This is a genomic window from Azospirillum sp. NS33, from assembly GCF_059703765.1.
Genome location: NZ_BAAKJB010000032.1, coordinates 1 through 26,321, shown reverse-complemented (window position 1 = coordinate 26,321; position 26,321 = coordinate 1). Strand labels below are relative to the sequence as shown.

At 72.0% G+C, this 26,321-nt stretch carries 24 protein-coding genes; 14 read left to right on the top strand and 10 right to left on the bottom strand.

The features are described 5' to 3' along the window. Positions 1–9: 9 nt before the first annotated feature. Positions 10–570 (top strand): carboxymuconolactone decarboxylase family protein, encoded by a 561-nt coding sequence (locus AC6H2I_RS23435; RefSeq protein WP_497503172.1) that lies wholly within the window; start codon positions 10–12, stop codon positions 568–570. A 72-nt stretch (positions 571–642) separates the two neighbouring features. Continuing rightward, entirely contained in the window at positions 643–1,449 is an 807-nt protein-coding gene (locus AC6H2I_RS23430) for an SDR family NAD(P)-dependent oxidoreductase (RefSeq protein WP_497503171.1), read from the top strand. Between the two features lie 271 nt (positions 1,450–1,720). On the opposite strand, the gene AC6H2I_RS23425 is transcribed toward AC6H2I_RS23430, so the two are convergent. Next, positions 1,721–2,545, bottom strand: a complete 825-nt coding sequence (locus AC6H2I_RS23425) for an SDR family NAD(P)-dependent oxidoreductase (protein ID WP_497503170.1) — start codon at positions 2,543–2,545, stop codon at positions 1,721–1,723. A 108-nt stretch (positions 2,546–2,653) separates the two neighbouring features. On the opposite strand from AC6H2I_RS23425, the gene AC6H2I_RS23420 reads away from it, so the two are divergent. Next, positions 2,654–3,046: a winged helix-turn-helix transcriptional regulator gene (locus AC6H2I_RS23420; RefSeq protein ID WP_497503169.1), complete on the top strand. Its 393-nt coding sequence runs from the start codon at positions 2,654–2,656 to the stop codon at positions 3,044–3,046. A 127-nt stretch (positions 3,047–3,173) separates the two neighbouring features. Here the strand turns inward: AC6H2I_RS23420 and AC6H2I_RS23415 are convergent, their stop codons facing one another. Both AC6H2I_RS23415 and fliI read right to left on the bottom strand, forming a co-directional pair. Further along, entirely contained in the window at positions 3,174–3,821 is a 648-nt protein-coding gene (locus AC6H2I_RS23415; RefSeq protein ID WP_497503168.1) for a hypothetical protein, read from the bottom strand. Further along, positions 3,818–5,185 (bottom strand): flagellar protein export ATPase FliI, encoded by a 1,368-nt coding sequence (fliI, locus tag AC6H2I_RS23410; protein WP_497503222.1) that lies wholly within the window; start codon positions 5,183–5,185, stop codon positions 3,818–3,820. Before fliI ends, AC6H2I_RS23415 begins: the two co-directional genes overlap by 4 nt. Before the next feature lie 112 nt (positions 5,186–5,297). Here fliI and AC6H2I_RS23405 point away from each other — a divergent pair, with 112 nt between their 5' ends. From AC6H2I_RS23405 to AC6H2I_RS23355, 11 genes are all read left to right on the top strand, one after another. Next, the gene (locus tag AC6H2I_RS23405; RefSeq protein ID WP_497503167.1) at positions 5,298–5,690 is read left to right on the top strand and encodes a flagellar biosynthesis protein FlgG; all 393 of its coding nucleotides are present in this window, start codon (positions 5,298–5,300) and stop codon (positions 5,688–5,690) included. A gap of 63 nt (positions 5,691–5,753) precedes the next feature. Next, positions 5,754–6,170 (top strand): flagellar basal body rod protein FlgC, encoded by a 417-nt coding sequence (gene flgC / locus AC6H2I_RS23400; RefSeq protein ID WP_497503166.1) that lies wholly within the window; start codon positions 5,754–5,756, stop codon positions 6,168–6,170. Between the two features lie 10 nt (positions 6,171–6,180). Then, the gene (gene fliE / locus AC6H2I_RS23395) at positions 6,181–6,576 is read left to right on the top strand and encodes a flagellar hook-basal body complex protein FliE (RefSeq protein WP_497503165.1); all 396 of its coding nucleotides are present in this window, start codon (positions 6,181–6,183) and stop codon (positions 6,574–6,576) included. Positions 6,577–6,609: 33 nt separating this feature from the next. Continuing rightward, a complete protein-coding gene (gene fliQ / locus AC6H2I_RS23390) occupies positions 6,610–6,876 on the top strand; it encodes a flagellar biosynthesis protein FliQ (RefSeq protein ID WP_497503164.1) in 267 nt (88 codons plus the stop codon). A gap of 4 nt (positions 6,877–6,880) precedes the next feature. Next, positions 6,881–7,753, top strand: a complete 873-nt coding sequence (locus tag AC6H2I_RS23385; protein WP_497503163.1) for a lysozyme family protein — start codon at positions 6,881–6,883, stop codon at positions 7,751–7,753. A gap of 43 nt (positions 7,754–7,796) precedes the next feature. After that, positions 7,797–9,893, top strand: coding sequence for a flagellar biosynthesis protein FlhA (gene flhA / locus AC6H2I_RS23380; RefSeq protein WP_497503162.1), 2,097 nt, complete (start codon positions 7,797–7,799; stop codon positions 9,891–9,893). A 7-nt stretch (positions 9,894–9,900) separates the two neighbouring features. Beyond that, positions 9,901–10,683, top strand: coding sequence for a flagellar biosynthetic protein FliR (locus AC6H2I_RS23375; protein ID WP_497503161.1), 783 nt, complete (start codon positions 9,901–9,903; stop codon positions 10,681–10,683). 9 nt (positions 10,684–10,692) lie between these two features. Continuing rightward, entirely contained in the window at positions 10,693–11,775 is a 1,083-nt protein-coding gene (flhB, locus tag AC6H2I_RS23370; RefSeq protein WP_497503160.1) for a flagellar biosynthesis protein FlhB, read from the top strand. Positions 11,776–11,876: 101 nt separating this feature from the next. Continuing rightward, a complete protein-coding gene (locus tag AC6H2I_RS23365) occupies positions 11,877–12,149 on the top strand; it encodes a type II toxin-antitoxin system CcdA family antitoxin (protein ID WP_497503159.1) in 273 nt (90 codons plus the stop codon). 22 nt (positions 12,150–12,171) lie between these two features. Next, positions 12,172–12,495, top strand: a complete 324-nt coding sequence (locus tag AC6H2I_RS23360; RefSeq protein ID WP_497503158.1) for a CcdB family protein — start codon at positions 12,172–12,174, stop codon at positions 12,493–12,495. Positions 12,496–12,870: 375 nt separating this feature from the next. After that, the gene (locus tag AC6H2I_RS23355) at positions 12,871–13,122 is read left to right on the top strand and encodes a hypothetical protein (protein ID WP_497503157.1); all 252 of its coding nucleotides are present in this window, start codon (positions 12,871–12,873) and stop codon (positions 13,120–13,122) included. A 43-nt stretch (positions 13,123–13,165) separates the two neighbouring features. On the opposite strand, the gene AC6H2I_RS23350 is transcribed toward AC6H2I_RS23355, so the two are convergent. The 7 genes from AC6H2I_RS23350 to AC6H2I_RS23320 all read right to left on the bottom strand — a co-directional run. Next, entirely contained in the window at positions 13,166–13,564 is a 399-nt protein-coding gene (locus tag AC6H2I_RS23350; protein ID WP_497503156.1) for a hypothetical protein, read from the bottom strand. 45 nt (positions 13,565–13,609) lie between these two features. Continuing rightward, positions 13,610–15,478, bottom strand: coding sequence for a hypothetical protein (locus tag AC6H2I_RS23345; RefSeq protein ID WP_497503155.1), 1,869 nt, complete (start codon positions 15,476–15,478; stop codon positions 13,610–13,612). A gap of 165 nt (positions 15,479–15,643) precedes the next feature. Then, positions 15,644–18,427: a winged helix-turn-helix domain-containing protein gene (locus AC6H2I_RS23340; RefSeq protein ID WP_497503154.1), complete on the bottom strand. Its 2,784-nt coding sequence runs from the start codon at positions 18,425–18,427 to the stop codon at positions 15,644–15,646. 138 nt (positions 18,428–18,565) lie between these two features. Continuing rightward, positions 18,566–19,624 (bottom strand): NADP-dependent oxidoreductase, encoded by a 1,059-nt coding sequence (locus AC6H2I_RS23335; RefSeq protein WP_497503153.1) that lies wholly within the window; start codon positions 19,622–19,624, stop codon positions 18,566–18,568. Between the two features lie 156 nt (positions 19,625–19,780). After that, entirely contained in the window at positions 19,781–20,506 is a 726-nt protein-coding gene (locus AC6H2I_RS23330) for a response regulator transcription factor (protein WP_497503152.1), read from the bottom strand. Then, complete coding sequence (locus tag AC6H2I_RS23325; protein ID WP_497503151.1) at positions 20,506–22,914, bottom strand: sensor histidine kinase; 2,409 nt, start codon at positions 22,912–22,914, stop codon at positions 20,506–20,508. The genes AC6H2I_RS23330 and AC6H2I_RS23325 overlap by 1 nt, the downstream gene beginning before the upstream one ends. A gap of 181 nt (positions 22,915–23,095) precedes the next feature. Then, positions 23,096–26,321, bottom strand: a 3,226-nt coding sequence (locus AC6H2I_RS23320; protein WP_497503150.1) for a beta strand repeat-containing protein, incomplete at its 5' end; no start/stop codon positions are given.

Genomic DNA, 26,321 nt, shown 5'->3' with positions numbered 1-26,321 from the left:
ACCGCCACCATGACCCAGTTCACCAGCCACACCCTCGACACCGCGCCGGATGCCGCAAAGCCCATTTTCGAAGGCGTGACGGCCGCTTTCGGCTTCGTGCCCAACCTGCAGTCCTATATGGCGGAATCGCCGGAACTGCTGGCCGGCTACACGGCGCTGTGGGACCTGTTCGCCAAGACCACGCTCACCGCCCATGAGCAGCAGGTCGTCTATCTGACCGCCAATTTCGAGAACGAGTGCCACTACTGCATGGCCGGCCACACCACGCTCGCCCGGATGCAGAAGATGGGCGAGGACGTGATCGCCGCGCTGCGCGCCGGCAGCGAGCTGCCCGACGCCCGGCTGGAGGCCCTGCATCGCTTTGCCTCGCTGGTGGTGCGCAATCGCGGCTGGGTCGCCGACGCGGACGTCGACGCCGTCCTGGCGGCCGGCTTCACCCGCCGCAACGTCCTGGAGGTCGTGCTCGGCGTCGCCACCAAGGTGATGAGCAACTACACCAATCACATCACCCACACGCCGCTCGACGCCTTCATGGCGGGCAACGAGTGGAGCAAGCCCGCCGGTGCCTGACACAGGGCGGAGCGCCGTCCGCGCCACGCAGCCGACAGGCCCCGTCACGGAATCGATCGATACGGAGTTGACATGATTCTCTCTGGAAAACGCGCGCTGATCACCGGCGGCTCCAGCGGTATCGGCTTTGCCGCCGCCCGGGCGCTGGGCGAAAAGGGAGCGGCCCTTGCCATCACCGGCCGGCGGTCCGACCGGCTGGCCGCCGCGGTCGAGACCCTGCAGACGGCTGGCGTGTCGGTGACCGGCATCGTGGCCGACGTCGCCACCGCCGACGGGCGCAAGCAGACGCTCGACCGCGCTCTCGGCTCACTGGGCGGACTCGACATCCTGGTCAACAACGCCGGCGGCGTTCGCGCCGGGCGGCTGGAGCAGGTCACGGAGGAGGATATCCTCGCGATGATCGCCGTCGACCTGACCGCGCCCATCCTGCTGACGCGGGCCGCCCTTCCGGTGCTGCGCGCCAGCGGCGAGGGGATGGTGGTGAACGTTTCGTCGGGCCTGGGGCTCGTCGGCGCGCCATTCTACGCCACCTATGCCGGTGCCAAGGCCGGTCTGGCACGGTTCGGCGAATCCTTGCGCCGCGAGTTGAAAGGCGAAGGCGTCCATGTGCTGACCGTTTATCCCGGCGCCACGGACACCCCGATGATGGCGTCGAACAACGCCGGTCCGGAGCTGGGCTTTACCCGTGAAAGCGCCGAGGACGTGGCCGCGGCCATCGTGGTGGGGATCGAAACGGCGGCGCTCGAGGTGATCCGTGGCGGCGAAGCACGGGCGGTGATGATCGCGCTCAACCGGGACGACCCGCTGGCCATCGACGCGCGGTTCCTTGATCTCAAAGCCCGCCTGGAGGCGGCGGTCAAGGAGCATGCCGCTTTGTGAGCAAAGATCGGCAGGGAGGGTGGCGATCGGGCCGCCGCAGACGAGCGGGAGCGACGGGTTCGATCACCGGCGCCTGCTCGACCCCATCGGCAACAGTCCTCCCGCCGAGGCCGAAGCGCGCTGCGATGCTCAAGCCGAGGGCAGCGCCATGGCGGCGTGACCCGAGCCAAACCGCCTCCGGCAAACCCGGGGCGGTTATCGCGCTGCCCTCATGTGCGGCAGAATCGGCGAGAGCGCATCCATTGCCGCACATCGCATGGGGCGCAGCCGATCAGGCGGGCCTTCCCCGGGTGAGCCCGTATCGTTCTGCGGGCGTCGCATCGAACACGGACTGCAGCATCTTGCTGGAAAGCGTTCGGTAGTCCGACAGAAGAGAGGCGTCGTGGAGCGATGGTGCCGTGATCGTCTCCCCCTGGTCCAGCCCGGACAGCGCCGCATCGACGCAGTCCTCCGTGGACATGACGACGCTCTGCGGAAGAGGGTCGAGCGCACCGCCACCGGCGACGTCCCAGCCCTCCGAGACGACGGCACCGGGAAGGACCAGTTGCACCTGGATGGCCGTCCCCTCCACCTCGTGCTGCAGGCTTTGGGTGAAGAGGAACACGTAGGCCTTGGTGGAGCCATAAACGGGTATGTCGGGATAAGGGCTGAAGCCGGCTCCCGAACCGACGTTGATGATGGTTCCGGCACCGCGGTGTTTGAACGCGATGAGCGCCGCCTTCGACAGCACCGTCAGGGCCGTGACGTTGAGCGCGATCATGCTGACGATGGTGTCGTCGGGCGTCTGCGTCAAAGGTCTCAGCGCCGAAAAACCCGCGTTGTTCACCAACAGCGAGATCGAGCGATCGGCCGACAGGCGCGTCGTCACCGCCGAAACGCCGTGTGGCGTGGAAAGGTCTGCGGCCAACGCCTCCGCCTCAACCGAAAAGCGCCGTCGCACGTCGTTCGCGATCGCCTGCAGCCGATCCTCCCGGCGCGCAACCAGGATCAGATCGTAGCCGCGCGCGGCCAGCCGCTCGGCGTACATCTTGCCGATTCCCGAGGATGCGCCGGTGACGACGGCGGTTCCAGGCTTGGGGGAATGGTTCTGTGCCAAACCGATCTCCTATCCAATTCATGAAGGACACCGTAGACACAGGCACTCCTTGTGCCTTAAGTGTCAATAACGCACCTTAACTATCCCAGGTATCGTCGAGGAAACCTTATGCCATACACAGAAGAAGAGGTTTTTGAGACGCTGCCGGGTGTAAGGCCGGTCCTGGAGCAGATCGCCCACAAATGGTCAATCCTGGTTCTCGCCTTCCTATGTGAAGAGCCGAAACGTTTCAACGCGATCAAGCGGCGGTTGGATGGGATCACTCAGAAGGCGCTGACGGAGACGCTGAGGCGTCTGGAACGGAACGGCCTGGTCGAGCGAAGGGTCACCGCGGCGTCGCCGATCGCGGTGGAATACTCCATCAGCCCTCTGGGCCGGACCTTGCAGGAGCCGATCCTGGCTCTCTACGATTGGGCGGTGGATCATCAGAAGGATCTGTCAGAGGCGCAGGCACGCTTCGATGCGGACCGCGCCGGGTGCCCGGAGAGCTCGATGTCCTGAGACGCCGAACCGCCCCGCCGATCGCCGCGAGGACAATGATCAGCGACCGTGCCCGCGGCATCCCGTTCGAACCCGTTCCGTCAAACGCCATGCGCGCGCCGACCCTCCATCCCGTCGGCGCGCCGCGTCAGACGCGCACCGCCTGCTCGCCGCGGGAATCGGTGGCCTCCAGGGTGTAGAGCTTGGCCAGGGTTTCCGGGGCCAGCGGGTCGGCCGGCGCCGCCGCGGCGGCCGCGGCCGCGGCTTCGGTGGCCGCGGCGGTGGCGGCGGCGGTGCGCCGCAGGGCCTCGTCCAGGGCCGCCTGGGAGCCGGCGCCGGCCGCCGCCCCCGTGGCGGCGTCGGCGTCGGCCAGCCACGGGAAGGACCCGCCGGCCGCGGTGGCCACGGCCGGGGCGGCCGGCTCGTCCGCTGGCAGCGCCTCGTCGGCCAGGGCCTCCAGATGGCCCAGCACGCTGTCGCCGGTGATCTCCTCGAACAGCACCATGGCGGCCGCGCCCAGCAGGCCGGTCGGCCCGCCGAACAGCAGCCCGCCGGCCAGGCGCGAGGGGATGGAGATCTCGTCGCCCGACACCTCGCGGTAGACGGCGGAGACCACGGGTAGCTGCTGCAGCGGGTTGACCGCGTCCAGCACATCCTCGAACCCCAGCGACATCCCCTCGCCGCCGCCCTTGGCGTCGGCGGCGGACTCGGCCGCCTTCTCCGCGGCGGCCTCGCGCCGCTCCTCGCTGCGGCCGGGGGACAGGGCGCGGGCGGCAAGGGACGTGTTGACGCTCATGAACGGTCTCCCGGGGTGGTGAGCAGGCTGGCGAGCTGGGCGAAGGCGGCGGCGGCGGGGCGGCGGTCGTCCTTGCCCTGGCGCAGGTACGCCTCGAGGGTCGGGTGAAGCTGGATGGCGGCGTCGACCTCGGCGTCGGAGCCGCGCTTGTAGGCGCCCAGCCGGATCATCTCGCGCATGTTCTCGTAGGTGGCGATGGCCGAGCGGGCGCGGCCCACCAGGGCGTTCTCGTCGGCGCTGTGGCAGCCGGGCAGGGTGCGCGACACGCTGCGCAGCACGTCCACCGCGGGGTAGCGCCCGCGCTCGGCGATGCGGCGGTCGAGCACGAGGTGCCCGTCGAGGATGCCGCGCACCGCGTCGGCGATCGGCTCGTCGTGGTCGTCGCCGTCGACCAGGACCGTGAAGATGGCGGTGATGTCGCCGCCGGGCCGGGCGCCGGGGCTGCCCTGGTCCCAGGTCTCCGGGCCGGGGCCGGCGCGCTCCAAGAGGCGGGGCAGTTCGGCGAACACGCTGGGCGGATAGCTCTTGGCGGTCGGCGGCTCGCCGGCGGCCAGGCCGATCTCGCGCTGGGCCATGGCGAAGCGGGTGACGCTGTCCATCAGCACCAGCACGTGCCGGCCGCGGTCGCGCAGCTCCTCGGCCACCGTCATGCAGAGCAGGGCCGCCTGGCGGCGCATCAGCGGCGGCTCGTCGGAGGTGGCGACCACCACCACGGAGCGGGCCAGGCCCTCGGGGCCGAGGTCGTCCTGGATGAACTCCCGCACCTCGCGGCCGCGCTCGCCGACCAGGCCGATGACGATGGCGTCGGCGTCGGCGTTGCGGGCGAACATCGACAGCAGGGTCGACTTGCCCACGCCCGAGGCGGCGAACACGCCCAGGCGCTGGCCCCGGCACAGCGGCACGAAGGCGTCGACCACGGCGATGCCCGTGTCCATGCGCCCCCCCACGCGGCGGCGGGCGCAGGCCGGCGGCGGCGGCTGGCGCAGCGGCCGGGCGTGCTCGCCGCTGCGCAGCGGCCCGCCGCCGTCGATGGGCTGGCCCAGCGCGTCGACCACCCGGCCCAGCCACCCCGGCCCGGGGCGCAGGCTGGCCATGGTGTCGTCGGTGCGCACCGTGCAGCCCTCGGCCACCCCGTCCAGGGCGTCGAAGGCCATCAGCAGCGAGCGGCCGTTGCGGAAGCCCACGGTCTCGCACAGGACGCGCCGGCCCTGCAGCGTCTCGGCCACGCATTTGTCGCCCACCGACAGGACTCGCTGCAGGCCGTCGACCTCCAGGGTCATGCCGGTGGCGCCGCGGATGCGGCCGCGCCACGACAGCGTCGGCATCCGCTCGATCTCCGCGGCCAGGGCCTCCAGCGCGTGCATCGCCATCTCTCCGTTCCTTGGTCTCGCCCCGGCACCATAGTCGGGCCGATTTAAATCCGGTTTTAAACCGCCGCCGTCATGGTCCTTCTCAACGTCGCATGAAGAGGACGTCATGGATTTTAGCCAAATCGGCGTATTCAAGTTGGCCGGACTTCGCCTCGACTACTTGTCGCAGCGCCAGAAGGTGATTGCGGAGAACGTGGTCAACGCCAGCACGCCGGAATACAAGTCGCGGGACCTGAAGCCTTTCGACGCGATTTTGAACGACATCCGCCCGGTCACGCCGAGCCGGACCGCCGCCCTGCACCTCGCCGGCACCGGCGGCGCCGCGCCCTTCCGCGAGGACGCCGCGTACGAACCGTGGGAAAGCACACCGTCGGGCAATGCGGTGTCGCTGGAGCAGGAGATGTCGAAGGGGGCCGAGACCCGTGACGCCTTCACCCTGACCACCGGCCTGTTCCAGCGCAATCTGCAGATGCTGCGCCTGGCCTGGCGCAACGGCTGACGCCGCGGCGCAGGCCACCGTCGCACAGTTAAGCCGCACGGCTAAAGTCAAGGACCCCAGACCATGACCGATCCCCTGAACGCCACGCTGAAGATCGCCGGGATGGGCCTGCAGGCCCAGGCGACGCGGCTGCGGGTGGTGGCGGAAAACCTCGCCAACGCCGACTCCACCGCCCTCAGCCCCGAAGGCGACCCGTTCCGCCGCAAGACGGTGACCTTCGACAGCGTGATGGACCGCGAACTGGGCGCCGAGGTGGTCCGGGTCAAGCAGATCGGCCGCGACCGCAGCGACTTCGTGCTGGACTACGAACCCTCCCACCCCGCGGCTGACGCGCAGGGCTACGTCAAGCGCCCCAACATCGAGCCGCTGATCGAGATGATGGACATGCGCGAGGCCGGCCGCGCGTTCGAGGCCAGCATGAACGTCATCGAGCAGTCGCGGACCATGATGAACCGCGTCGTCGACCTGCTGCGCAGCTGAGGATCCCGCCATGATCGAGATGTCCGTCGGCCGCGTCGCCGCCGCCTACGCCGCCAACCGCGGCACCCTGGCCCTGCCGACGCCGCCCGCGGCCGCCGCCGCCAGCGAGGGCGTGGCCGGCGCCGCCTCCAGCGCCTTCGGCACCGCCTCCAGCGCCTTCGGCGCGGCCCCCGCCCAGGCGACGGCGGCGACCGATTTCGGCGGCTTTCTCGACCGCCAGATCGCCGAGGCGGTGGACACCCTGAAGCAGAGCGAGCGCGTCTCCATGGCCGCGATGGCCGGCAAGGCCAGCACCCAGGAGGTCGTGCGCTCCGTCCTGCAGGCGGAGATGACCGTGCAGTCGGTGGTCGCCATCCGCGACAAGATGGTCCAGGCCTACCAGGAAATCATGCGCATGGCGGTGTAGTCGCCGGCACCGGGCGCCCGCGGGAGACAGGCCATGAACGAGGCCGACGTGCTGGAGGTGCTGCGCAGCGGCATCTGGACGGTGCTGGCGATCGCCGCCCCGCCGCTGATCATCGCCGTGGTGGTCGGTGTCGCCATCTCGCTGGTCCAGGCCCTGACCCAGGTGCAGGAGATGACGCTGACCTTCGTGCCGAAGATCGTCGCCATCCTGGTCGCCACGGTGCTGGCCCTGCCGTTCATGTACGGCGCGCTCGCCACCTATTCGGAGCGGCTGACCGATCTCATCGTGTCGGTGCGGTAGGACCATGCGGCGCCACGCCCTCCTCCGTCCCCTGCTGGTCGCGGCCGCGCTGGCGACCGGCTCCGCCGCCGCCGCCGCCGGCCCGGCGTCGCCGTCGCAGATCGGCACCTGGACGACCGCCCTCTACGCCCTGGCCCCGCCGCCGCCGCCAAGCGCCGCGCCCGGTCTCGCGCCGGCGCCGCGCCGCGCCCGCGGTCCGCTGCCGCCCGAGGCCCAGTGCATCGCCGCCATCCTCGACGCCGAGCGGGCGGCCGGCATCGCCGACCACACCCTGCTGGCCATCGGCTTCACCGAGGCCGGGCGGCGCACCCCCGACCGCCTCTTCACGGTGTGGCCGTGGACCGTCAACAGCGAGGGCCGCGGCTACCATTTCGCCAGCCGCGGCGAGGCCATCGCCTTCGTGCGGCGCGAGCAGGAGCGCGGCGTGCGCTCGATCGACGTGGGCTGCCTGCAGATCAACCTGAAATGGCACCCCGGGGCCTTCCCCGACCTTGACACCGCCTTCGACCCCGCTGCCAACGCCGCCTACGCCGCCGCCTTCCTGGGCGGGCTGACGCGCGACCAGGGCACGCTGGAGGCGGCGGTCGCGCGCTACCACTCCGCCCAGTCGGAGCGCGGCGCCGCCTACCGCGACCGCGTCGCCGGCAACCGCCGCTGGGTGGCCCACGCCCTGGGCTACCTGGAAACCCTGGCGGCCGGCCCGCGCGGCGTCCGCGCCACCCCACCCGCCGGCGCCACGCCCGCCGGAGTCACGCCCTCCGGCGCGGCATGGCCGGCCCCGGGCTGGACCAAGGCCGATCTCGGCGCGCTGGCCTTCCTGTCGGGCCTGCTGGCCGAGGGGCCGGCGCGCCCCCTTCTCCCCGAGGCCCGGCCATGACCCGCCGGCCTCCCACGGCCCCTCCTGGAGTGACCCAGACGCCATGACCCTCACCGAACACGTCCGCACCCGCTTCGGCGTTCTCGGCGACATCGGCATGGCCAACCGCGACGTGCTGTTCGCGATCGCCATCGTGCTGGTGCTGGCGGTGCTGTTCCTGCCGGTGCCGTCCTGGCTGCTCGACGTCGGTCTGACGCTGTCGATCGCGGTCAGCGTGCTGATCCTGATGGTGTCCCTGTGGATCGCCAAGGCGCTGGACTTCTCGTCCTTCCCGACGGTGCTGCTGGTGGTGACCATGCTGCGCCTCGCCCTCAACATCGCCTCGACCCGGCTGATCCTCAGCGAGGGGCACACCGGCACCGGCGCCGCAGGCCACGTGATCCAGGGCTTCAGCCAGTTCATCATGGGCGGCAACTTCGTCATCGGCGTCGTGATCTTCTGCATCCTGGTGGTCATCAACTTCGTGGTGATCACCAAGGGCGCCAGCCGGATCGCCGAGGTCGGCGCCCGCTTCACCCTCGACGCCATCCCCGGCAAGCAGATGGCGATCGACGCCGACCTCTCGGCCGGCATGATCGACGACGTCGAGGCGCGCCGCCGGCGCAAGGAGCTGGAGGACGAGAGCACCTTCTTCGGCGCCATGGACGGCGCCTCCAAGTTCGTGCGCGGCGACGCCGTGGCCGGCCTCATCATCACCGCCATCAACGTGCTGGGCGGCATGGCCATCGGCATGGTGCAGCAGGGCATGAGCTTCGGCCACGCCGCGGCGGCCTACACCACGCTGACCGTCGGCGACGGGCTGGCGACCCAGATCCCCGCCCTGGTGGTGTCGCTGGCCGCCGGCCTGCTGGTCACCAAGGGCGGCAACACCGGCTCCGCCGACAAGGCGGTGGTCGGCCAGCTCGGCGCCCATCCCAAGGCGCTGATGGTGTCGGGCGGGCTGCTCGCCGTCCTCGCCCTGACGCCGGGCCTGCCGGTCGTGCCGTTCCTGGCGGTGGCCACCGGCTTCGGCGTGCTGGGCTGGTACATGCCGCGGGTGCGCGCCCGCCAGGAGGCGCTGGCCAAGCTGGAGGAGAGCCGCAAGCCGCCGGAGAAGGCGGCGGCGGAGGAGCCGATCGAGGACATCCTCAAGGTCGACGACGTCAAGGTCGAGGTCGGCAACCACCTGGTGCCGCTGATCCTCAACAAGAACGGTCCGCTGACCGGCAAGGTGAAGACCCTGCGCAAGCGCTTCGCCGTGGAGTTCGGCTTCGTCCTGCCGTCGGTGCGCATCAAGGACAGCAGCTTCCTCGCGCCCAAGAGCTACGTGGTCAGCATCATGGGGGTGGAGGTGGCCAGGGGCGAGGTGCGGCCCAAGCACCTGCTGGCCATCGACCCGACCGGTGGCGATGTCGGCGACGTCCAGGGCGAGACCACCCGCGAGCCTACCTTCGGCCTGAACGCCAAATGGATCGACCCGTCGCGCCACGAGGAGGCGGTCGCCAAGGGCTACACCGTGGTCGACCCGGAAAGCGTCATCACCACCCACCTGACCGAGGTCATCAAGGACCACCTGCCGTCGCTGCTGACCTTCAGCGCCCTGCAGAAGCTGGTCGAGGGGCTGGGCCGCGAGTACCAGAAGCTGATCAACGACATGGTGCCCAGCCAGATCTCCATGGTGGTGCTGCAGCGGGTGCTGCAGGGGCTGCTGGCCGAGCGGGTGTCGATCCGGAACCTGCCGGTCATCATCGAGGCGGTCGCCGAGGCGGTGGGCTGGACCCGCCACATCACCCTGATCACCGAGCACGTGCGCGGCCGCCTGGGGCAGCAGATCTGCCAGGGGCTGACCGGCCCCGACGGCTTCCTGCCGGTGATCGCCCTGTCGCCGCGCTGGGAGCAGGCGCTGCTGGAGAACATCGTGGTGGAGGGCGACGACCGCCGCTTCGCCATGCCGCCCAGCCTGGTGCAGGAGTTCCTGACGGCGCTGCGCCTGAAGATCCAGAAGCACGCCACGCCGCAGGTGTGGCCGGCCCTGCTGGTCAGCGCCGAGGTGCGGCCCTTCGTGCGCTCGCTTCTGGAGCGGGTCAGCCCGATGACCCCGGTGCTGAGCCATGCGGAGCTGCACCGCAAGGCGGCGCTGAAGACCATCGACCAGGTGTGAGGCGGCGATGGACGGCGTGACCGACCTGGCGGCCAACCCCCTGGCGGCGTTGCTGACCCGGGAGGTGTTCCAGGCCTTCCTGGTGTTCGTGCGCGTGGCGGCCGCGGTGGCGGCGCTGCCGGGCTTCGGCGAGTCCGCGGTGCCCGTGCGCTCGCGCCTGGCCATCGCGGTGGTGGTGGCGCTGGTCCTGCTGCCCGCGGTGGAGGGGCTGCCCGAGACCATGCCGGCAGAGCCGGCGGAGCTGCTGGGCCTGTTCGCCGGCGAGCTGCTGGTGGGCGCCTTCCTCGGCCTGGGGGCCAAGCTGTTCCTGGCGGCGCTCCAGGTCACCGGGGCGCTCGCGGCCCAGACCATGGGGCTCAGCAACCCCTTCGCCATCGACGCCGGCGGGTTCGAGGGCGGCTCGGTGCTGTCGGGCGTGCTGCTGATCGGCGGGCTGGCCATGCTGTTCGCCTCCGACCTCCACTACCTCATGGTCGGCGCGCTGGCGCGCTCCTACGTCACCTGGCCGGTCGGCCTGTTCCCCGACACCGGCGCCCTGGCCCGCCATTTCGCCGAGCTGGTGGCGGCGACCTTCCGCCTCGGCGTCGGGCTGGCGGCGCCGTTCCTGATGTTCGGCCTGGTGCTCAACCTGGCGCTGGGCCTGATCAACCGGGTGATGCCGGGGATGCCGGTCTATTTCGTCGGCACGCCGGTCCTGCTGCTGGCCGGGCTCGGCGTCTTCATGGTGGCCTCGGCGGCGATGCTGAGCGGCTTCGTCGACGCCCTCGGCGCCTGGCTCTACGCACGGTAGGGCGGCGCCGTGGCGGAGCAGGACGACGACCAGAAGACCGAGGAGCCGACCGAGAAGCGCCTGCGCGAGGCGGCGGAGAAGGGCGACGTGCCGCGCGCCCGCGACGTCGGCCTGCTGGCCGGTGTCGCCGCGGCGACGATGATCGTGCTGATGGTGGCGCCCGGCGCCATGTCCGAGCTGGCCATGGTGCTGCTGCCGCTGATCGAGAATCCGGCGGACATCCGCCTCGACGGCGGCGCGGTCGGCGTGGTCCACCGGCTGAGCTGGCTCCTGGTCGGGGTGGGGACGGCGCTGCTGCCGGTGCTGGGGGTGCTGGTGGCCGGGGTGGTGGCGTCGGCGCTGGGGCAGGGGCCGTTCCGCTTCGCCACCCACCGCATCCAGCCCAAGCTGTCGAACCTGTCGCCGGCGTCGGGGTGGAAGCGCATCGCCTCGCGCCAGGCGGTGGTGGAGTTCGTCAAGAGCCTGGTCAAGCTGGGCATCATCAGCGCCGCCGCGTGGTTCGCGGTGTCGCCCTACATCGGATGGACGGAGGAAGCGGTGGGCATGGACGTCGCCGGGCTGCCGGAGCTGTTGCGGGATGTGACGCTGCGCCTGCTGCTGGCGGTGCTGCTGGCGACCGTGCTGATGGCCGCGGTGGACGTGCTGTGGAACCGCCTGGAATGGCGCCGCCGCCTGCGCATGAGCTTCCAGGAGGTCAAGGACGAGCACAAGCAGGTCGAGGGCGACCCCCATGTCCGCGCCCGGCTGCGCGAGATCCGCCGCTCGCGCTCCAAGAAGCGGATGATGGCCGCGGTGCCGCGCGCGACCGTGGTGGTCACCAACCCCACCCACTTCGCGGTCGCCCTGGAGTACGAGCGCGGCCGCACGCCCGCGCCGATCTGCCTGGCCAAGGGGGCCGACCTGGTGGCGCTGCGCATCCGCGCGGTGGCCGAGGAGAACGGCGTGCCGATCGTCGAGAACCCGCCGCTCGCCCGCGCCCTGTTCGCCACCGCCGAGGTCGACCAGACCATCCCGCTGCAGCACTACCAGGCGGTGGCCGAGGTCATCACCTACGTCCTGCAACTGAAGCGGGGCATCGGCGGGGGGCGGTGAGGGGCGGGCGGGGGCGGGCCGTCTCCGGCTGGCGGCACGGCCGGAACCGGCGCCGGCACCGGCGCCCTTGACGCACCCGTCATGCGCACGACATCATGCGCATGACGGGTGCGACGGAGGCGGCGATGGCGGCGATCGGGTACGACATGGGCGCGCGCAAGCGGCCCACCAACCTCAGCGTCAACGAGGACCTCATGGCCAAGGCGCGGGAGCTCGGCATCAACGTGTCGGCCTTCCTGGAGGACCGCCTGAGCGCCGAGGTGGCGGCACGCCAGCGCGACCGGCTGCAAGGGCAGATCGACCGGGCGGTCGACGGCTGGAACGCCTACCACGCCCGCCACGGCTCGCCGGCCGACGAGTACCTGGACCTCTGACGCGGCCGGGCGGGGCGGGGCGATGCTGGCGCAGTTCGACGTCCACCGATTCCTCGGGCGCGGCCAGGCCACCGCGCCCTACCTGCTGGTGGTCCAGTCCAACGCCTTCCGCCGCCTCGACCGGCGGCTGGCGATCCCGCTGGTGCTGCGCGACGCCCTGCCGCCCGACCTCGGGTCCCTGGTCCCGGTCTTCACCCTGGAGGACCGCGCGGTGGCGCTGGCCGTGCTCGACCTCGCCAGCTACCCCCGCCGCGCCTTCGGCGAGGCCGTGGCCTCGCTCGCCGACGACGGCGAGACCGTGCTGAACGCCATCGACCTGGCGCTGTCGCGCGGTTTCGGCGCCTGACCCTTTTTAATTTCCATAATATATCTTATCGTGCAACACACATGCGTGTCGGGGGAGAACGGCTGGCGCCAGGACTACCGCGGCTACCACTGTGTGACGGACAACGACATCGCCCGGCGGCGCCGGCCCCGGTGGGTCGACAGGCTTGATCCGCCTTGGCTGTGGGGGGCGCCGGATCAAGCCTGTGGGCTACCGGGACGACCTCAATCTACCCTGCCGGGAACCTGTGGCACTTCAGTTTGACTCCTCGCCCGTCTTCCCGGGCGAATCCGATAGCCCTGGATGGGGATGGGGCTTGCCGTGGCCGCGGGCGTCTGCCAGTTTCCACGGCTCAATGACCGTTTCGTTTCAGCGCAGCAAGGGAAGTCGCACGCGATGCCGACCAGGGGTTTCGGGGAACCGATCGACAAGGAATGTCCCAAGTGCGGGAGCCTTGATCTCCACCACAGCGTCGAGGTGCAGGCTGTGCGCTTTCCCTACGGGCCCGGCGACGTGCTGATGTCGACCGTCGACGTGCACGTCCCCGTCACCACCTGCGCCGCCTGCGGCGACGCCTGGACCGACGCCCGCGCCGATCGCCTGCGCGAGAAGGCGGTGCGCCAGCGTCTGAACGAACTGAACGCCTGAACCAACCGGGCGCCCGAGCGAATCCGGCGCCCGGGCGCGGGCCTCAGCCCGGCGGAGACTCCGGGGCGCGCCAGGTGGTCAGCACCGCGCACAGGCCGTCGGCCACCACCAGCCGGCGGCTCGGCCCCAGAGGGCGCAGCCGCTCCACCTCGCGGGTCAGCGGCGGCAACAGCGCGTCGGCGAGACGCGGCTTGGTGAGCTGGATGCCCCGCTTGGCGGCGTCGTGGATCATCGGCGCGGCGATGCCGATGGCGATCTGGTACAGCAGGTCGGCGGCGTCGCCCATGCGCGGGTCTTCCAGGACGTCGCCGCCCTGCCCCGCCGCCTCGACCTCCGCGGCGCCGACCAGCTCGAACGTGCTCACCTCCTCGGGCGCGCAGGTTGCGACGAACGCCCCCACCAGATCCGCGGTCGCGGTGACGATCTCATCACGGCTCGCCATGGTGGCCCCCCTCCCTTGCGGCCCTTCCCGTATGCCCTGCCGGCGTCACGATTGCAACGGCCGCTTGAGCGCCCACCAGCGCAACCCGTAGAGCACCGCCCCCACGCCCAGGGTCGGCAGGGCCGCCCGCAGCGCGGTGGCGATCACGTCCGGCCGCAGCTCCGCCAGCGCCGCGTTCATCCGCGTCGCCAGCGCAGCCGCGTCGCCGAAGGCCTGCGCCCCGCCCTCGGCCAGCACCCGGTCCATCACGCCGACGGTGTAGGCGACGCCCGCCACCACCACGGCGAATCCCAGCGCCTCGCCGAGCAGCGTCCACGCCCTCCGCGCCCCGGGCGCCCGCTTCGCCTGCATCAGGTTGGCGACGGCGAGGGCGACCAGCACGGCACTGGCGGCCAGCCCGGCGAGGTCGGAGGCGGAGGGGCGGTGCCCCGCCACGACGCTCGCCAGCACCGCGTAGCCCAGGGGCACACCGCCCACCAGCAGCACGGCCCAGGACTGCACCGCACCGACCACACCGGCGATGCGGACCAGCCGGCGCGGCCACCCGGCCGCCGGGGCCGGGTGGCCGCCGGCCCCGCCCGCGGTCCGCCGCCGCGGCGCCGCCCGCGCCGTGCGGCGGGCCAGCACAACGACCAGCAGCGCCAGCGTCAGCGCCGCCGGCACCACCGGGGCCAGCAGCCCGGCCAGCGCCGCCCCGGGGACGCCGGCCGGCGCCAGGGCCCCCGCCATCTCCGACCGCATGGCCAGCAGGAGCGGGCCGTGGAGGCCCAGAAGCACCGCCGCCGGCGTGGCCACCAGCAGCCATCCCGTGAGGGCGCGCGGCGGCGCGCCGATCCGGGCCGCGTCCACCAGCAGCACGGTCAGCGGCACCGCCAGCGCCGCGTCCAGCGCCTGCATCGCCACCAGCCCGGGCAGACCGAGCGGCCCGGACGCCACGACGCAGACCAGGCGCAGCACCAGCCAGTTGGCGAGCAGCCCGGCGCACAGCACGACCGCCCGGTCGGTGCCGCGATGGGCCAGGAACCACAGCCGCTCGCCGGGGGTCGGCACGCCGCCGTCGGGACCCAGATAGGGGGAGGCGGCGCGGCCGTGGCCGGCGTCGTACACCACCGCGGCGCCCTCCCCGCTCCGCGCGTCGGCGAAGGCGTCGGCCAGCAGCTCCTTGAGCTGCCCGTGCGCCGCCTGCGGGCTGGCGCTCCAGCGGTAGAACGGCACGAACAGGGCCGCCGCGACCCCGACAAGGATCAGCGGCAGGAGGGCGCCGGGCGCCCAGGTCAGCGGCGTCACGACGGTGACGGCGAGCGCCAGCACGCCGGCCACCACGACCGCCACGATGCGGCCGAGCGTGTTGGCGAGAAAGGTCCAGCCGGTGTCGCCGGTGGCCGCGTGGTGCCATTCGTGCCACAGGACGTAGCGGTAGCCACGGCCGTCCTGGGCGCGCTTGACGTCGCGCCCGCACAGCAGGATCGCGCCGGCCTCGACCAGGGTCGCCGCCGGGCTGAACCAGACCGGACGGTCGCGCAGGCCGGGCGGCAGCGGGTCGACGAAGGCGGGCTGATCGAGCCGCCGGACCCGCGGCGCCCGCGCCCGGCGCCGGTGGCGCAGCAGGCCGACCAGCGCCGACAGGACGAACAGCAGCGCCACCGACAGGGTGGTGAGGCCGAGCGCCGGCCAGAGGCCCGGCGCCGCCGCCAGCACCGCGCCGAACGCCGCCTCCCGCTCCGCCGCGGGGGCGTCGAACACGCCGTTGGCGTCCAGGATGGTGCCGGCGAAGCCGACGACGATCAGCAGCACGCCGGCGCCGCCGGCGGCGAGGCTCGCCAGCGCCGCCAGCAGCGCCTGGGCGGCCACGTACGCCGCCGTGACCCGTCGGCCCCGGCCGAAACCGGCGGCGCTGTCCGGCACACGCTCCATGGCGCCCTCCCCCGCTGCCTGCGCGCGTGGTCGGCGGCCCGGCCCCCCACCCGCCGGGGAGGTCCCACCCGCCCGCTCGCCGATGCCGAGTATGGCAGCACCGTCCGGCCCGCGCCATGGTCGGCCGGCCGGGCCGTCCCCACCGCGCCGCGGGACCGGCCGCGCTCAGCCGTCGATGAGCCCGAAGTGACGGGCGACCAGGACCGCCTGCATGCGGTTCTTGATCTGCAGCTTCTCGAAGATGTTGCGCATGTGCCACTTCACCGTGTTCTCGGACACCGAGAGACGCTCGGCCAGCGCCCGGTTGGAGAATCCGCCGGCGACCAGCTTCAGGATGTTCCGCTCGCGCTCGGTGAGCTGCTCGAAGAGTTGCGGAGAGAAGCCGTCGTCCTCGTAAAGCCCGCTTTCCTCGGGCACCACGGGAATGGCCGCGTCGCCCTCTTGCAGCAGGCGGTCGATGTGGGAGACGACCAGGTCCTTGCGCGGCAGGTCGGGCATGCGCGGCAGGGCGCTGCGGGTTTCCTTGAGCAGGCGGATGGCCGCCGGGCCCTCGTCGAGGAAGGAGCGGACGAACGCACCCTCCGCACCGATCTCCAGGGCGACGATCAGGGCGCGCCGCGCCGCGTTGGTCTCACCCGAGGCGTTGAGCGACACCGCCTGCAACAGGCTCAGCTTGAGAAGCCGGCGCTGGCGCTGGCGCAGCCGCGCCTGGCGGATCTGGCCCTGCAGCAGGGCGCGCGCCTCGGCGTGGCGGTCGGCGGCGATCAGATAGCGCGCACGGGTGACGGTGCAGGCTTCCGCCTCGCTGGCGTGAAACAGCACGTCGCCGTCGGATTCGGTGCTGGGGGCGATCAGCGCCAGGTGCTTGCCCGCCGCCTCCAGATCGCCGGCGAGCGTCGCCATGCGGCACAGCTCCGCCCGGGCATAGCCGACGGCGCGCGGCAAACCGTGGCGGTGGCCGAGATAGATCGCCCGCTCCAGCACCTCCTCCGCGCCGGCGCCGTCCGTGCGCGTCAGGGCGATGCGCGCGGCGGTGAGGAAGGCCACCGACAGGGGATCGACGATGGCCTGCTGCTCCACCGTCGGCGCATAGTCGTCGAGCAGGCTCTCCGCCTCCTCCACGTGGTTCTGCTCGTAGAGCGCCTCGGCGAGATAGGCGCCGAGGACGGCCCCGGCGGCGATGCCGGTGCCCGCCTCCTCGACCCGCTGCAACGCCGTGCGCAACGCCCGGGCGGCGTCCTTGATCCGCCCGCGGGCACTCAGCACGGTGCTGGCGATGCTCTCCTGATAGGCCTGGCCGAACAGGCTGCCGGCCTCGTCGTGCAGCGGCCGCGCCTGCTGGAGGGCGGCGCGCGCCTCCTCGAAGCGGCTGAGGCTGCAAAGGTGGTAGGCGTGAGCGTTGAGGGCGACCGCGTACTTGAAGCCATCGGCCGGGGTCAGCAGGCCCAGGGTCTCGGTCGCCACCGCGTCCATCTCGGCCACCCGGTCCTGGGCGGCCAGCACGAACATCCGCGGAAAATTGTAGGTCCCCCAGTCGGCGCGGTCCGCCGACGTCCGCTCCAGGAAGCGCCGGCGCAGGTCGAGCAACTGCTCGGCCCGGCGGAACTCGCGGCGGAAGGAATAGGCGATGACCGCGGCGTTGAGCACGGCGTCGTGGCGTTCCAGGACGGCGCTGGGCAGTTTGTTGACGCAGCGGCAGATCATCGCCAGCCGCTCCTCCGCCACCAGCCGGTCGATGATGCGCGACAGCAGTTCGGCCGCAATGTCGGCCTCGCCGGCCTCCAGCCAGGCCAGGATCGCCTCGTCCAGGTAGCCGTTGTGGGCGAACCAGGCGGCGCTGCGGCGGTGGATGGCGGTCAGCTCGTCCGGGCGCATCTCGTCGCGCACCCGCGACAGCAGGAACTGCCGGAACACGTTGTGGAAGCGGTACCATTTCGACGCGGAGTCGGTGCGGGTCAGGAACAGCCCCGACTGCTCGATGCGCGCCAGCAGCTCGCTTCCCGCCCCGCCCCCGGCGATCGCCGCCAGAAGGTCGGGGCAAATGCGCTCGGGGATGCAGGCGCGCAGCAGCGTCTCCTGCATGTCCTCGGACAGCCCCTCGAAGACGCTGGTGGTCAGGAAGTCGATCAGCTCCGGCGTCATGCCGCCGGAGGTCAGGGCCACACCCCGGCGCAGCCGGCCGTTGCGCAGGCACAGGCGCACGCATTGCAGCGCCGCCGGCCAGCCGTCGGTGGCGCGGTGCAGCGACTCCACCTCGCCGATGCTCAGGCTGCGGAACTCGCGCAGGAACTCGCTGGTCTCGCCGAGGCCGAACCGCAGGTCGTCGGCGGTCACCACCACCGCCTGCTCGCGCAGGGTCATGCGCGGCAGGTTGATGGACGGCACCGTACGCGTGGACAGGCAGAGCTGGACGCCCTCGGGCAGCAGGCGCACCAGCTGCGTGAACACGGCGTCGAGGCCGGGATGGCTCGCCTGTTCCAGGTTGTCGATGACGAACACGCTGTGGCGCGGCAGGCGCCGCGCGGCGGCGGCGAAGTCCTGCACCGAGGAGCCACCGGAACCGCTGCAGGCACCCTCCCCGGCGGCCTGCTCCTCGGCCGCCCCGCACAGCATGCGCACGAGATGGCTGGGATCGGCGGCGTGCGCCTCCATATGGATCCACGCGACCTTGCCGCCCGCGGCGGCACGATGGTCGCAATACTGGCGCAGCAGCGTGGTCTTGCCGAAGCCGGCGGGCCCCTGGATGACGATCAACCGGGCCAGCGGGTTGCGCAGCAGACGGCGGAGCTGCTGGCGCCGCGGAATGGACAGATCGGAATAGCGCACGCCGCCGACCCCGCGGGTCGGGCCGACGAAACCGCCGCCCGCCACCCGCCATCCGCCGCCGCCCCGGTCTCCCATCCCCCCGTCGTCCACCCCCGAGTCATCCATCATGGCCGCATTCAGCATGGACCGCCGCCTCCCCCGCGGCACAGGAACCATTCCACGTTCCGTTTTTGTGTCATCGAGCATGGCTCATCGCGGATTGACTTGCAATCCGTGTCACGAACAATGTTCAGCGCGACATTATGCGTGAGAATTACTGACTCAATACCCGCTCAGGGACGGTGCCATGTGCCGTTGCGCCGGTTTCGGGTCTGGCCCTATGCGGACCATCAGCTTGCCGTTGTTGCCGCCGGTGTACAGCAGGTTGAGGGCGTCGGCCGCCATCTCCAGCCCGTCGACGATGTGCAGGCGGTATTTCAGATCGCCCGCGCGCATCCAGCCGACCAGGGCCTGCTGCATCTCCGGATAGCGGTCGAAATGGTCGAGGATGACGAAGCCCTGGATGCGCAGGCGGCGCATGATGGTGTTGCGGAACATGGCCGGGCCGGGCACCGGCCCGGCCACGTTGTAGGTCGAGATCAGGCCGCAGATCACCACGCGGCCAAAATCGTTCATCACCGTCAAGCCGGCGTCGAGGCAGTCGCCGCCGACGTTCTCGAACAGCACGTCGACGCCGTCGGGGCAGGCACGGCGCAGGTTGTCCACCAGGTCGCCGGCGCGGTAATTGACCGCGGCGTGGTAGCCCAGCTCCTCGGTCAGCCAACGGCATTTCTCGTCGGAGCCGGCGATCCCCACGGCACGGCAGCCCTTGATCCTGGCGATCTGGCCGACCAGCGAGCCCACGGCACCGGCGGCGGCCGAGACCAGGACGGTCTCGCCGGGCGCGGGCTGGCCGATCTCCAGCAGCCCGTGGCAGGCGGTGGGGCCGGCCACGGTGAGGATGCCGAACGCCTCGGCGAGGTCCAGCCCCTCGATGTCGGGCCACAGCACGAAGCCGGCCCCGTCGGTGACGAACCAGTCCGACCAGGTGTGCAGCCCGGCGGCGATGGCGCCCTCGGGGAAGGCGTCGTTGCGCGAGGCGACGACCTCGCCGACGACGAAGCCGCGCATGGGCTCGCCGGGGCGGACCGGCTCCATGTAGATGTCCCAGTCGCTCATCCACACCCGGTTGGTGGCGTCCAGCGACATGTAGACGGTGCGCACGAGGATCTCGCCCTCGTGCAGATCCGGCACCGGCTCCTCGCGCAGGACCAGGGTGTCCGGCTCCAAGCCGGCGACGGGGCGTTTGTTGAAGTACCAGCGCCTGGCGGTGCGGGTCATGGGGGTCCTCCCGGGGCGTATCGTTCTTTATACTGATTGTTCGGAAAATCCGCCATCAAGGCCCCGCCCGGCACCACCCGAAAGGAGGGGGCGGGGCCGAAGGACGGCCGTCCCCGGTTCAACCGTTCCGATGTCCGCCGGCAAGGGAGGGGCGGCTCACGGCGCCTCGCCCCACTGGCCGTCCAGGCAGTACCCCCAGCCATAGACCATGCGGACCGGCAGCGGCGGTCCGCCGCTGTCGCGCAGCTTGCTGCGCAGGCGGCGCACCAGGGAGTCCAGGTTCCGCAGGGTCCAGTCGGGCAGGCGGTTCATGGTGACGGCGATGTCCTCGCGCGCCACCGGTTCTCCCGGCCGCTGTCGCAGGGCCGAGAGAAAGGCGTGCTCGCTGGCGGTCAGGCGCACCGTCGTGCCGCACGGGGTGCGCAGCACCGGCCGGTCGGCGCCCAGGGTCCAGAGCGCCGCTGCGTCCGTCGCCGGCGGCGCGGCGGCTTCGGCCTCCACCGCCGCCGGCAGGCGGCGCACCACGCTGCGGATGGTGGCGTCGATCTCCAGCAGATCGGCGTCCTTGACGAGATAAGCGTCGGCACCGCTGTCGAGTCCGACCACCCGGTCGGCGACGGTGCCACGCGCCGTCAGGACGATGATGCCCGTGGCCTCGGCCCGGTCCCGCACCCGGCGGGCCAGCGCCAGGCCGTTGCCATCCGGCAGGTTCACGTCGATCAGCAGGACGCGAAAGGTCCGCTCCGACACCAGCCGCTCCGCCGCGCCCCGGGTCTCGGCCCCCACCGCGTCGTAGCCCCGCGCATTGAGGAATTCGACCAGAGAGGTGCGCAGGAACACCTCGTCCTCGACCACCAGGACGGCGGCACCGGCGGGGCTCATCACGACGCACCCGAGCCGGTGTTCATGCCGCCCAGACGGATCTCCACGACGGTGCCTCCCCCAGGCCTTCGGGCGATCCCCAGGGTCCCGTTCTGCAGGGCGAGCAGGTGCCGGGCCGTGCTGAGCCCGAGGCCGGTTCCGATGGTGCCGGCGGTGTTGGACGCCCGGAAGAAGCGCGTTCCCACCCGCTCCATCTCCTCCGCAGGAATGCCGATCCCCCGGTCGGCCACGGTCAGCACCACGCGGTCGGCCGTTCCGTCTCCGGCAGGCGCCAACGCCACCTCGACATCGCTCTCCGCAGTCGAATACTTGCACGCGTTGTCGAGAATGTTGTCAAGAATGATCGACAGCAGGGACCCGTCCACCGCGCAGCTCAACCCTTCGGATGGCAGGCGGCAGCGGGCGCTGCGCGGCGGCAGGCGGGCGTCCAGCAACGCGACGGCGCGTTCCACCAGGGGAACGAGGTCGATCCGCCGGAGCGCGACCGGCAGGCGGCCCTCCTCCAGGGCCGCATCGGCAAGGAACCCGTCGACGATGCCACGCAGCCGCTGCACGCTGTCGCGCACCAGTTGCAACCGGCTGGCGATCCGATCCTCAGGGGCGCCAAGGTCGAACTGCACCATCTGTGCGGCGCGATCGATGACGGCCAGAGGGGTCTTGAACTCGTGCGCGGCGGTGGCGATCAGCTGGCGCTGCTCCCGCAGGCGGATTCGCTCCAGCGCCAGCGCCTCCTCGGCCTCGTTGCGCGCTTCGATCAGCGCGCGCTCGAGGTGGCGTCGGCTGGTGATGTCGTTGATGCCGATCAGCAGCGCCGGAACGCCCCTGAAATGCACCCGCGCTGCGGTCAGCACGGTCCACAGGGAATTGCCGCCACGCCCCCGCACCGCCGCCTCCAGCGCCGGCACCGCCTCATGCCCCTCCAAGGCGGCCGCCAACCGCTCCAGCTCGGCGGGCGGGAGCACGCTGTCGAGCGCCGCGCGACCGGCGGTGTGGTCGGCCGGCACGTCCAGCAACCGGGTCGCGCTGTCGTTGGCGAACAGGATGGCGCCATCCCGGGCCTCGGCGACCAGCAGCGGAACCGGCGCCGCCAGGGCGAGCGAGTCGAACAGGGCCTCGCTGCGATGCAGGGCCTGTTCGGTCGCCGCGATCCGCGTTTCCAGCTCGCGCCCCTGGCGCAGCGCGCTGTCCAGCGCCTGCTGCTGGACCTCCAACCGGGTCCGCGCGTCCATGTTGAGGCGGTCGAGCAACCCGGCCGCCAGCACCAGCGCGTTGATCAGCGAGGCGGCGGCGTAGGTGTTGTCGACGAACAGGCCGGGCGCCAGCAGGCCGACGTTGCGCAGGGTGCCCAGCACCAGCCCGACGGGGTGCGCGGCGAAGGCAAGGGCGTAGAGCCAGGCCGGCCGCAACCCGCTGAGCGCCAGATCGACCGACAGGCCGACCGCGAGCAGCCCCAGCAGGACGCCCATGGTGTTCACGACGATCACGACATCGGCGTAGTGGCCGGCCATGGTGACGACCAGACAGCCGGCGGCGATCCAGAACGCCACCGTGTAGAGCAGGGCGAAGCGGGGCCGGTTGCGGCGCAGGTAGAGCAACCGGGACACGAAGGCCGTGCCGATCAGCAGGGCCGCCACCGCCGCCGTCTGCTGCAGCCACGTCGCCGAAACGCCCGCGTCGGCCAGGAACTCGTGCGCATAGCCGAACACGCCCAGGAACGCCAGCCCGTTGCTGACCATCCACCCGCAGTAGGAGGCGTAGAGCAGATCGCGCAGGCGCGTGTAATAGATGATGTTCAGGGTGATGGCCAGGTAGATCGCCAGGAGCCCGCCGGCGAACAGCGCCTGCGCCGACGCCGCGTGCGGCAGCCGCTCCGGCGGGTAGAACATCGGCTCGGCGGTGACGGTGCTGGTGCTGCGCAGGCGGAGGTAGAGGGTGACCGCGCGCCCCTCCGGCAGCGCCACGGGAAACACCGGCAACCGGAAGGGGACCGCCATGGTCGCCACCGGCAGCGTGTCGCCACCGCGCTGGGCCGCCCACCCGCCCCGCCCGTCGGGTGTGAAGAGTGTGACCTCGTCGAGATAGGGCGGCTCGACCGCCATCCACCACACCGGGGTCGCGTCACCGACGCGGCGCACCGGCAATCGCACCCACACCGTCGCCCGGGTGTACCCGGCCTGCACCGCGCCCGGAAGCGGCGTGAAGGCGTCCCCGCGCGCGGCGGCGGCCACCTCCGCGATGCCCAGGCGGTTTTCCGGATCGAGCATCATCGCCATGTGGCCCGCCGCCGCAACGGGGCCGTCGAAGAGGTCCAGCGTCCTGTCGGCGCGTGCCGGTCCGGCCCCCGCGAGCAGGAGCGCCGACAGCGCAAACAGGACGAACCGGGTGCGGATGCCCGACAGCCTGTTCATGAGCCTTTCGAAGCGGGCCATTCGTTCGTCGCTGACCGGCGGCCACCCCGCCGGCACCGCCAGTATACAAGGCCCGTCGCCATCACAAAGCGGCGTTCCCATGCGCACCGGGGACCGCACCGCGGCCACCGGCAAAGCCGGGCCTCGATGCGCCGACACCGGGCCCGGGCGCCTCCGGCCCCTATCCCGCCACCACGGTGATGTCGGTGTGACCGAGGGTGCGGACGTTCAAGGTGGCGATGGTGACGGCGGCCCCGGCGCCGCTGCCGTCGGCGTCGAAGGACAGGGTGCCGGTGGTGGTGTCGAAGACGAACCAGTCGTCGGCATCGCCGGGGGCGCCGAGCGCAAAGTGGCCGGCCGCCAGCGTGCCGACGGGGAGGCTGCCGAAGTTGGCGCTGATCACCCTGAGGGTGTCGGTCCCGGTCGCGAAGTCGGCGATGGTGTCGCCGCCCTCGGCCGGGGTGCGGACCACGAAGGTGTCGGCCCCTTCTCCGCCCCACAGCGTGTCGGGGCCCTGGTTGCCGTCCAGCACGTCGTTGCCGGCCCCACCGTAGACCAGGTCGCCGTCCTGGCCGCCGAACAGGGTGTCGTCCGCCTGGCCGCCGAACAGGGTGTCGGCCCCCTTGTTGCCGTACAGCACGTCGGCGCCGAGCTGGCCGTAGACCACGTCGGTGTCGAGGTTGCCGAAGAGGGTGTCGCCGTCCTGGCCGCCGAACAGGGTGTCCGTGCCGGCGTTGCCGTAGAGCAGGTCGGCCTGGAGGTTGCCGTAGAGGGCGTCGTTGCCGACGCCGCCCTCCACCGTGTCGTTGCCGGCGTCGCCGAACAGCACGTCGTCGCCCTCGCGCGAGCCGACATAGTCGTCACCGCCGCCGCCGCGCAAGGTGTCGTCGTCGGCGCCCAGCACGACGTACTGGGCGGTGCCGTCGCCCACCACCACCTGCGATCCCGCCCCGCCGGTGACCCGCACCGCGCCGACCACCGCGGCGAAGGAGACGTTGTCCAGCGCGATGACGGTGCCCGACGGCAGGGCGGTGGCGTCGATCACCAGGGCCTCCTGGGCGGCCGAGCCGGCCGGCGTGTTGCCGGTGATTCGCAGGGTGCCGGCGACGGCCGTGGTGCCGGTCGCCACCGTGGGGACGATCGTGCGCACCAGCAGGTTGGCGTCGGCCGGCAGGGCGCCGAGGAAGCTCTGGCCCACCCCGGCCATGGCGCCTTGCTCGGCGGGCTGGGTGGTGGTGCGGGCCTGGATGGCCTGGATCAGACCGGTCAGCGCCCCGGCCGGGGTCTGGGTGCCCGACGTGCCCTCGACGCGCAACCCGACGCCGGCGGGCACGCTGGCCTGGAGCACGGTCTGGCCGGAGGTGGCGTTGCTGGCCAGCGGGATGTCGGCCTGGGGCGTGGTGCCGACCTGTTCGGCGCGGCCGTCCGTCACCACGGGCACCTCGACGATCTCCACCACCACGCCGGTGCTGGTGGTCAGCCGCTGCTGCTGGACGGCGACGCCATCGACGGTGGCGTTGGTGGTGGTGGACGAGGTGACGGTGACCTGGCTGCCCAGAACCGGCGTCGTCACCGTCGTGGTGCCACCCCCGCTGTCCGGCGGCGGCGGCGGGGCCGCGGCGGTGGTGAAGGCGTAGGTGGTGGTGTCTGAGATCCCGGCAAAGACGTTGCCGGCGACATCGCGCAGGGCGGTGGCGCCGATCTGGACATAGTACGGGGTGGACAGGTCGAGGTCGGCGCCGGGGTTGAGGGTGACCGTGGTGCCGGCGACCACGGCGCTGCCGCCCCCGCCGCCGACCCCGGTGGACAGGTCGAAGCTCTCCACCAGCGTGTCGCCGGCGGCGCGGTAGAGAGCCGCCGTCGGTGCCGTCGTGCCCGCCGCCATGGCCTCGGAGAAGGTGAGGACGATGTTCTGGCCGACCGTGGCGGTGCTCGAGCCCGGGGCGGGGGCGCCGCCGGCCAGGGTCGGCCCGGTGGTGTCGATGGTGATCAGCAGCGGCGAGGAGGCGGCCGAGGTGTTGTCGGTGGTGTCCCAGGTGCGCGCCGTGAGGGTGTGGGCGCCCTCGGCCAGGGAGGCGTTGGTGATCGTCCAGCTGCCGGCGACATCGGCGGTGACCGTGCCGATGGCCGTCCCGCCGTCGTAGAGGATGACCGGCACCCGGTCGGGCCCACCGGCGTTGGGGATGACGCCGGAGATGCCCGGTGCGGTCGTGTTGGTCACCCCGTCGCCGGTGTCGCCCCCGTCCGACGCGGCGACGATGGCCAGCCCGGCCGGCGCGTCGGGCGGCGTGGTGTCGATGGTCACCGCCAGGGCCGAGGAGGCGGCCGAGGTCAGCCCCCCCTCCACCCCCCGGGCGGTCAGGGAGTGCAGCCCCTCGGCCAGGGTGCCGGCGGTGATGGTCCACAGGCCGGTGGTCCCGTCGGCGGTGGCGGTGCCGGCGGCGGTGCCGTCGGCGAACAGGATGACCGTGGCGCCCACGGCGGACGTGCCGGTCACCGTCGGCGTGGTGTCGGCGGTGCGGGAGTCGCCGGTCGTGCCGGTGTCGTCGGCGTAGCCCGACAGGGTCGGCGTGGTCGGGCCGATGTCGCTCAAGACCACGTCGTTGCCGGTGCCGCCGAGGTAGGTGATGCGGTAGTGGCGGCCGGCGGTCTGGAAGGTGGCGCCTTCGGCGAGGCCGCTGAACGTCCCGGTCACCGGGTCGGTGTCGTCATTGGCGATGAGGATGAAGCTCGACCCCGTTGTCGAGGTGTAGCCGAAGTCGGTGGCCAGCGTGGCGCCGGTGAGGTCGACGGTGCCGGTGACGGACACCTGGTCGTAGAGGGTGGCCACGGTGGCGCCGTCGATCTCCATGGAGAGGGTGGCACCGGCGGCCAGCGACAGGTTGCCGGTGGAGATCCGCCCGGCGCTGCTGCCCGGTGCCAGGGTGCCGCCCGAGGCGACGCTGACCGCACCGGAAACGCTGCCCGAGCCGCCCAGCGCGGCGCCCGAGGCGACGGTGGCACCGCCCGCCAGCGTGCCGGTCACCGACAGGAGGCCGGCCGAGACGCTGGCGGTGCCGGTGAAGCTGGAATTGGCGCCGGACACCACCAGCGTGCCCGCCCCCGCCTTGGCGAGCGTGCCATTGCCGGCGATGGCGTCGCTTGCGGCGATGGTGCGGGTGGTGCCGCCGGCGATGCTCAGCGTCGTCGTGGCGGTGCCGTCCAGGTACATGACCGAACCGTGGGCCTGGCCGGCGGTGGCGCCGCCGGTGCCCGCCGTGGTGCCGCCGGTGACCGAATAGGTGCCGGTGAAGTCGCCGTCGGTGAGGGTGAGGGTGCCGCCGTCGCGCACGAAGACGGCGCCGCCCAGCGCCGCCCCGCCGCCGCCGCTGCCGCCGGCGCCGGTGCCGCCCTGGCCGCCGTAGGTG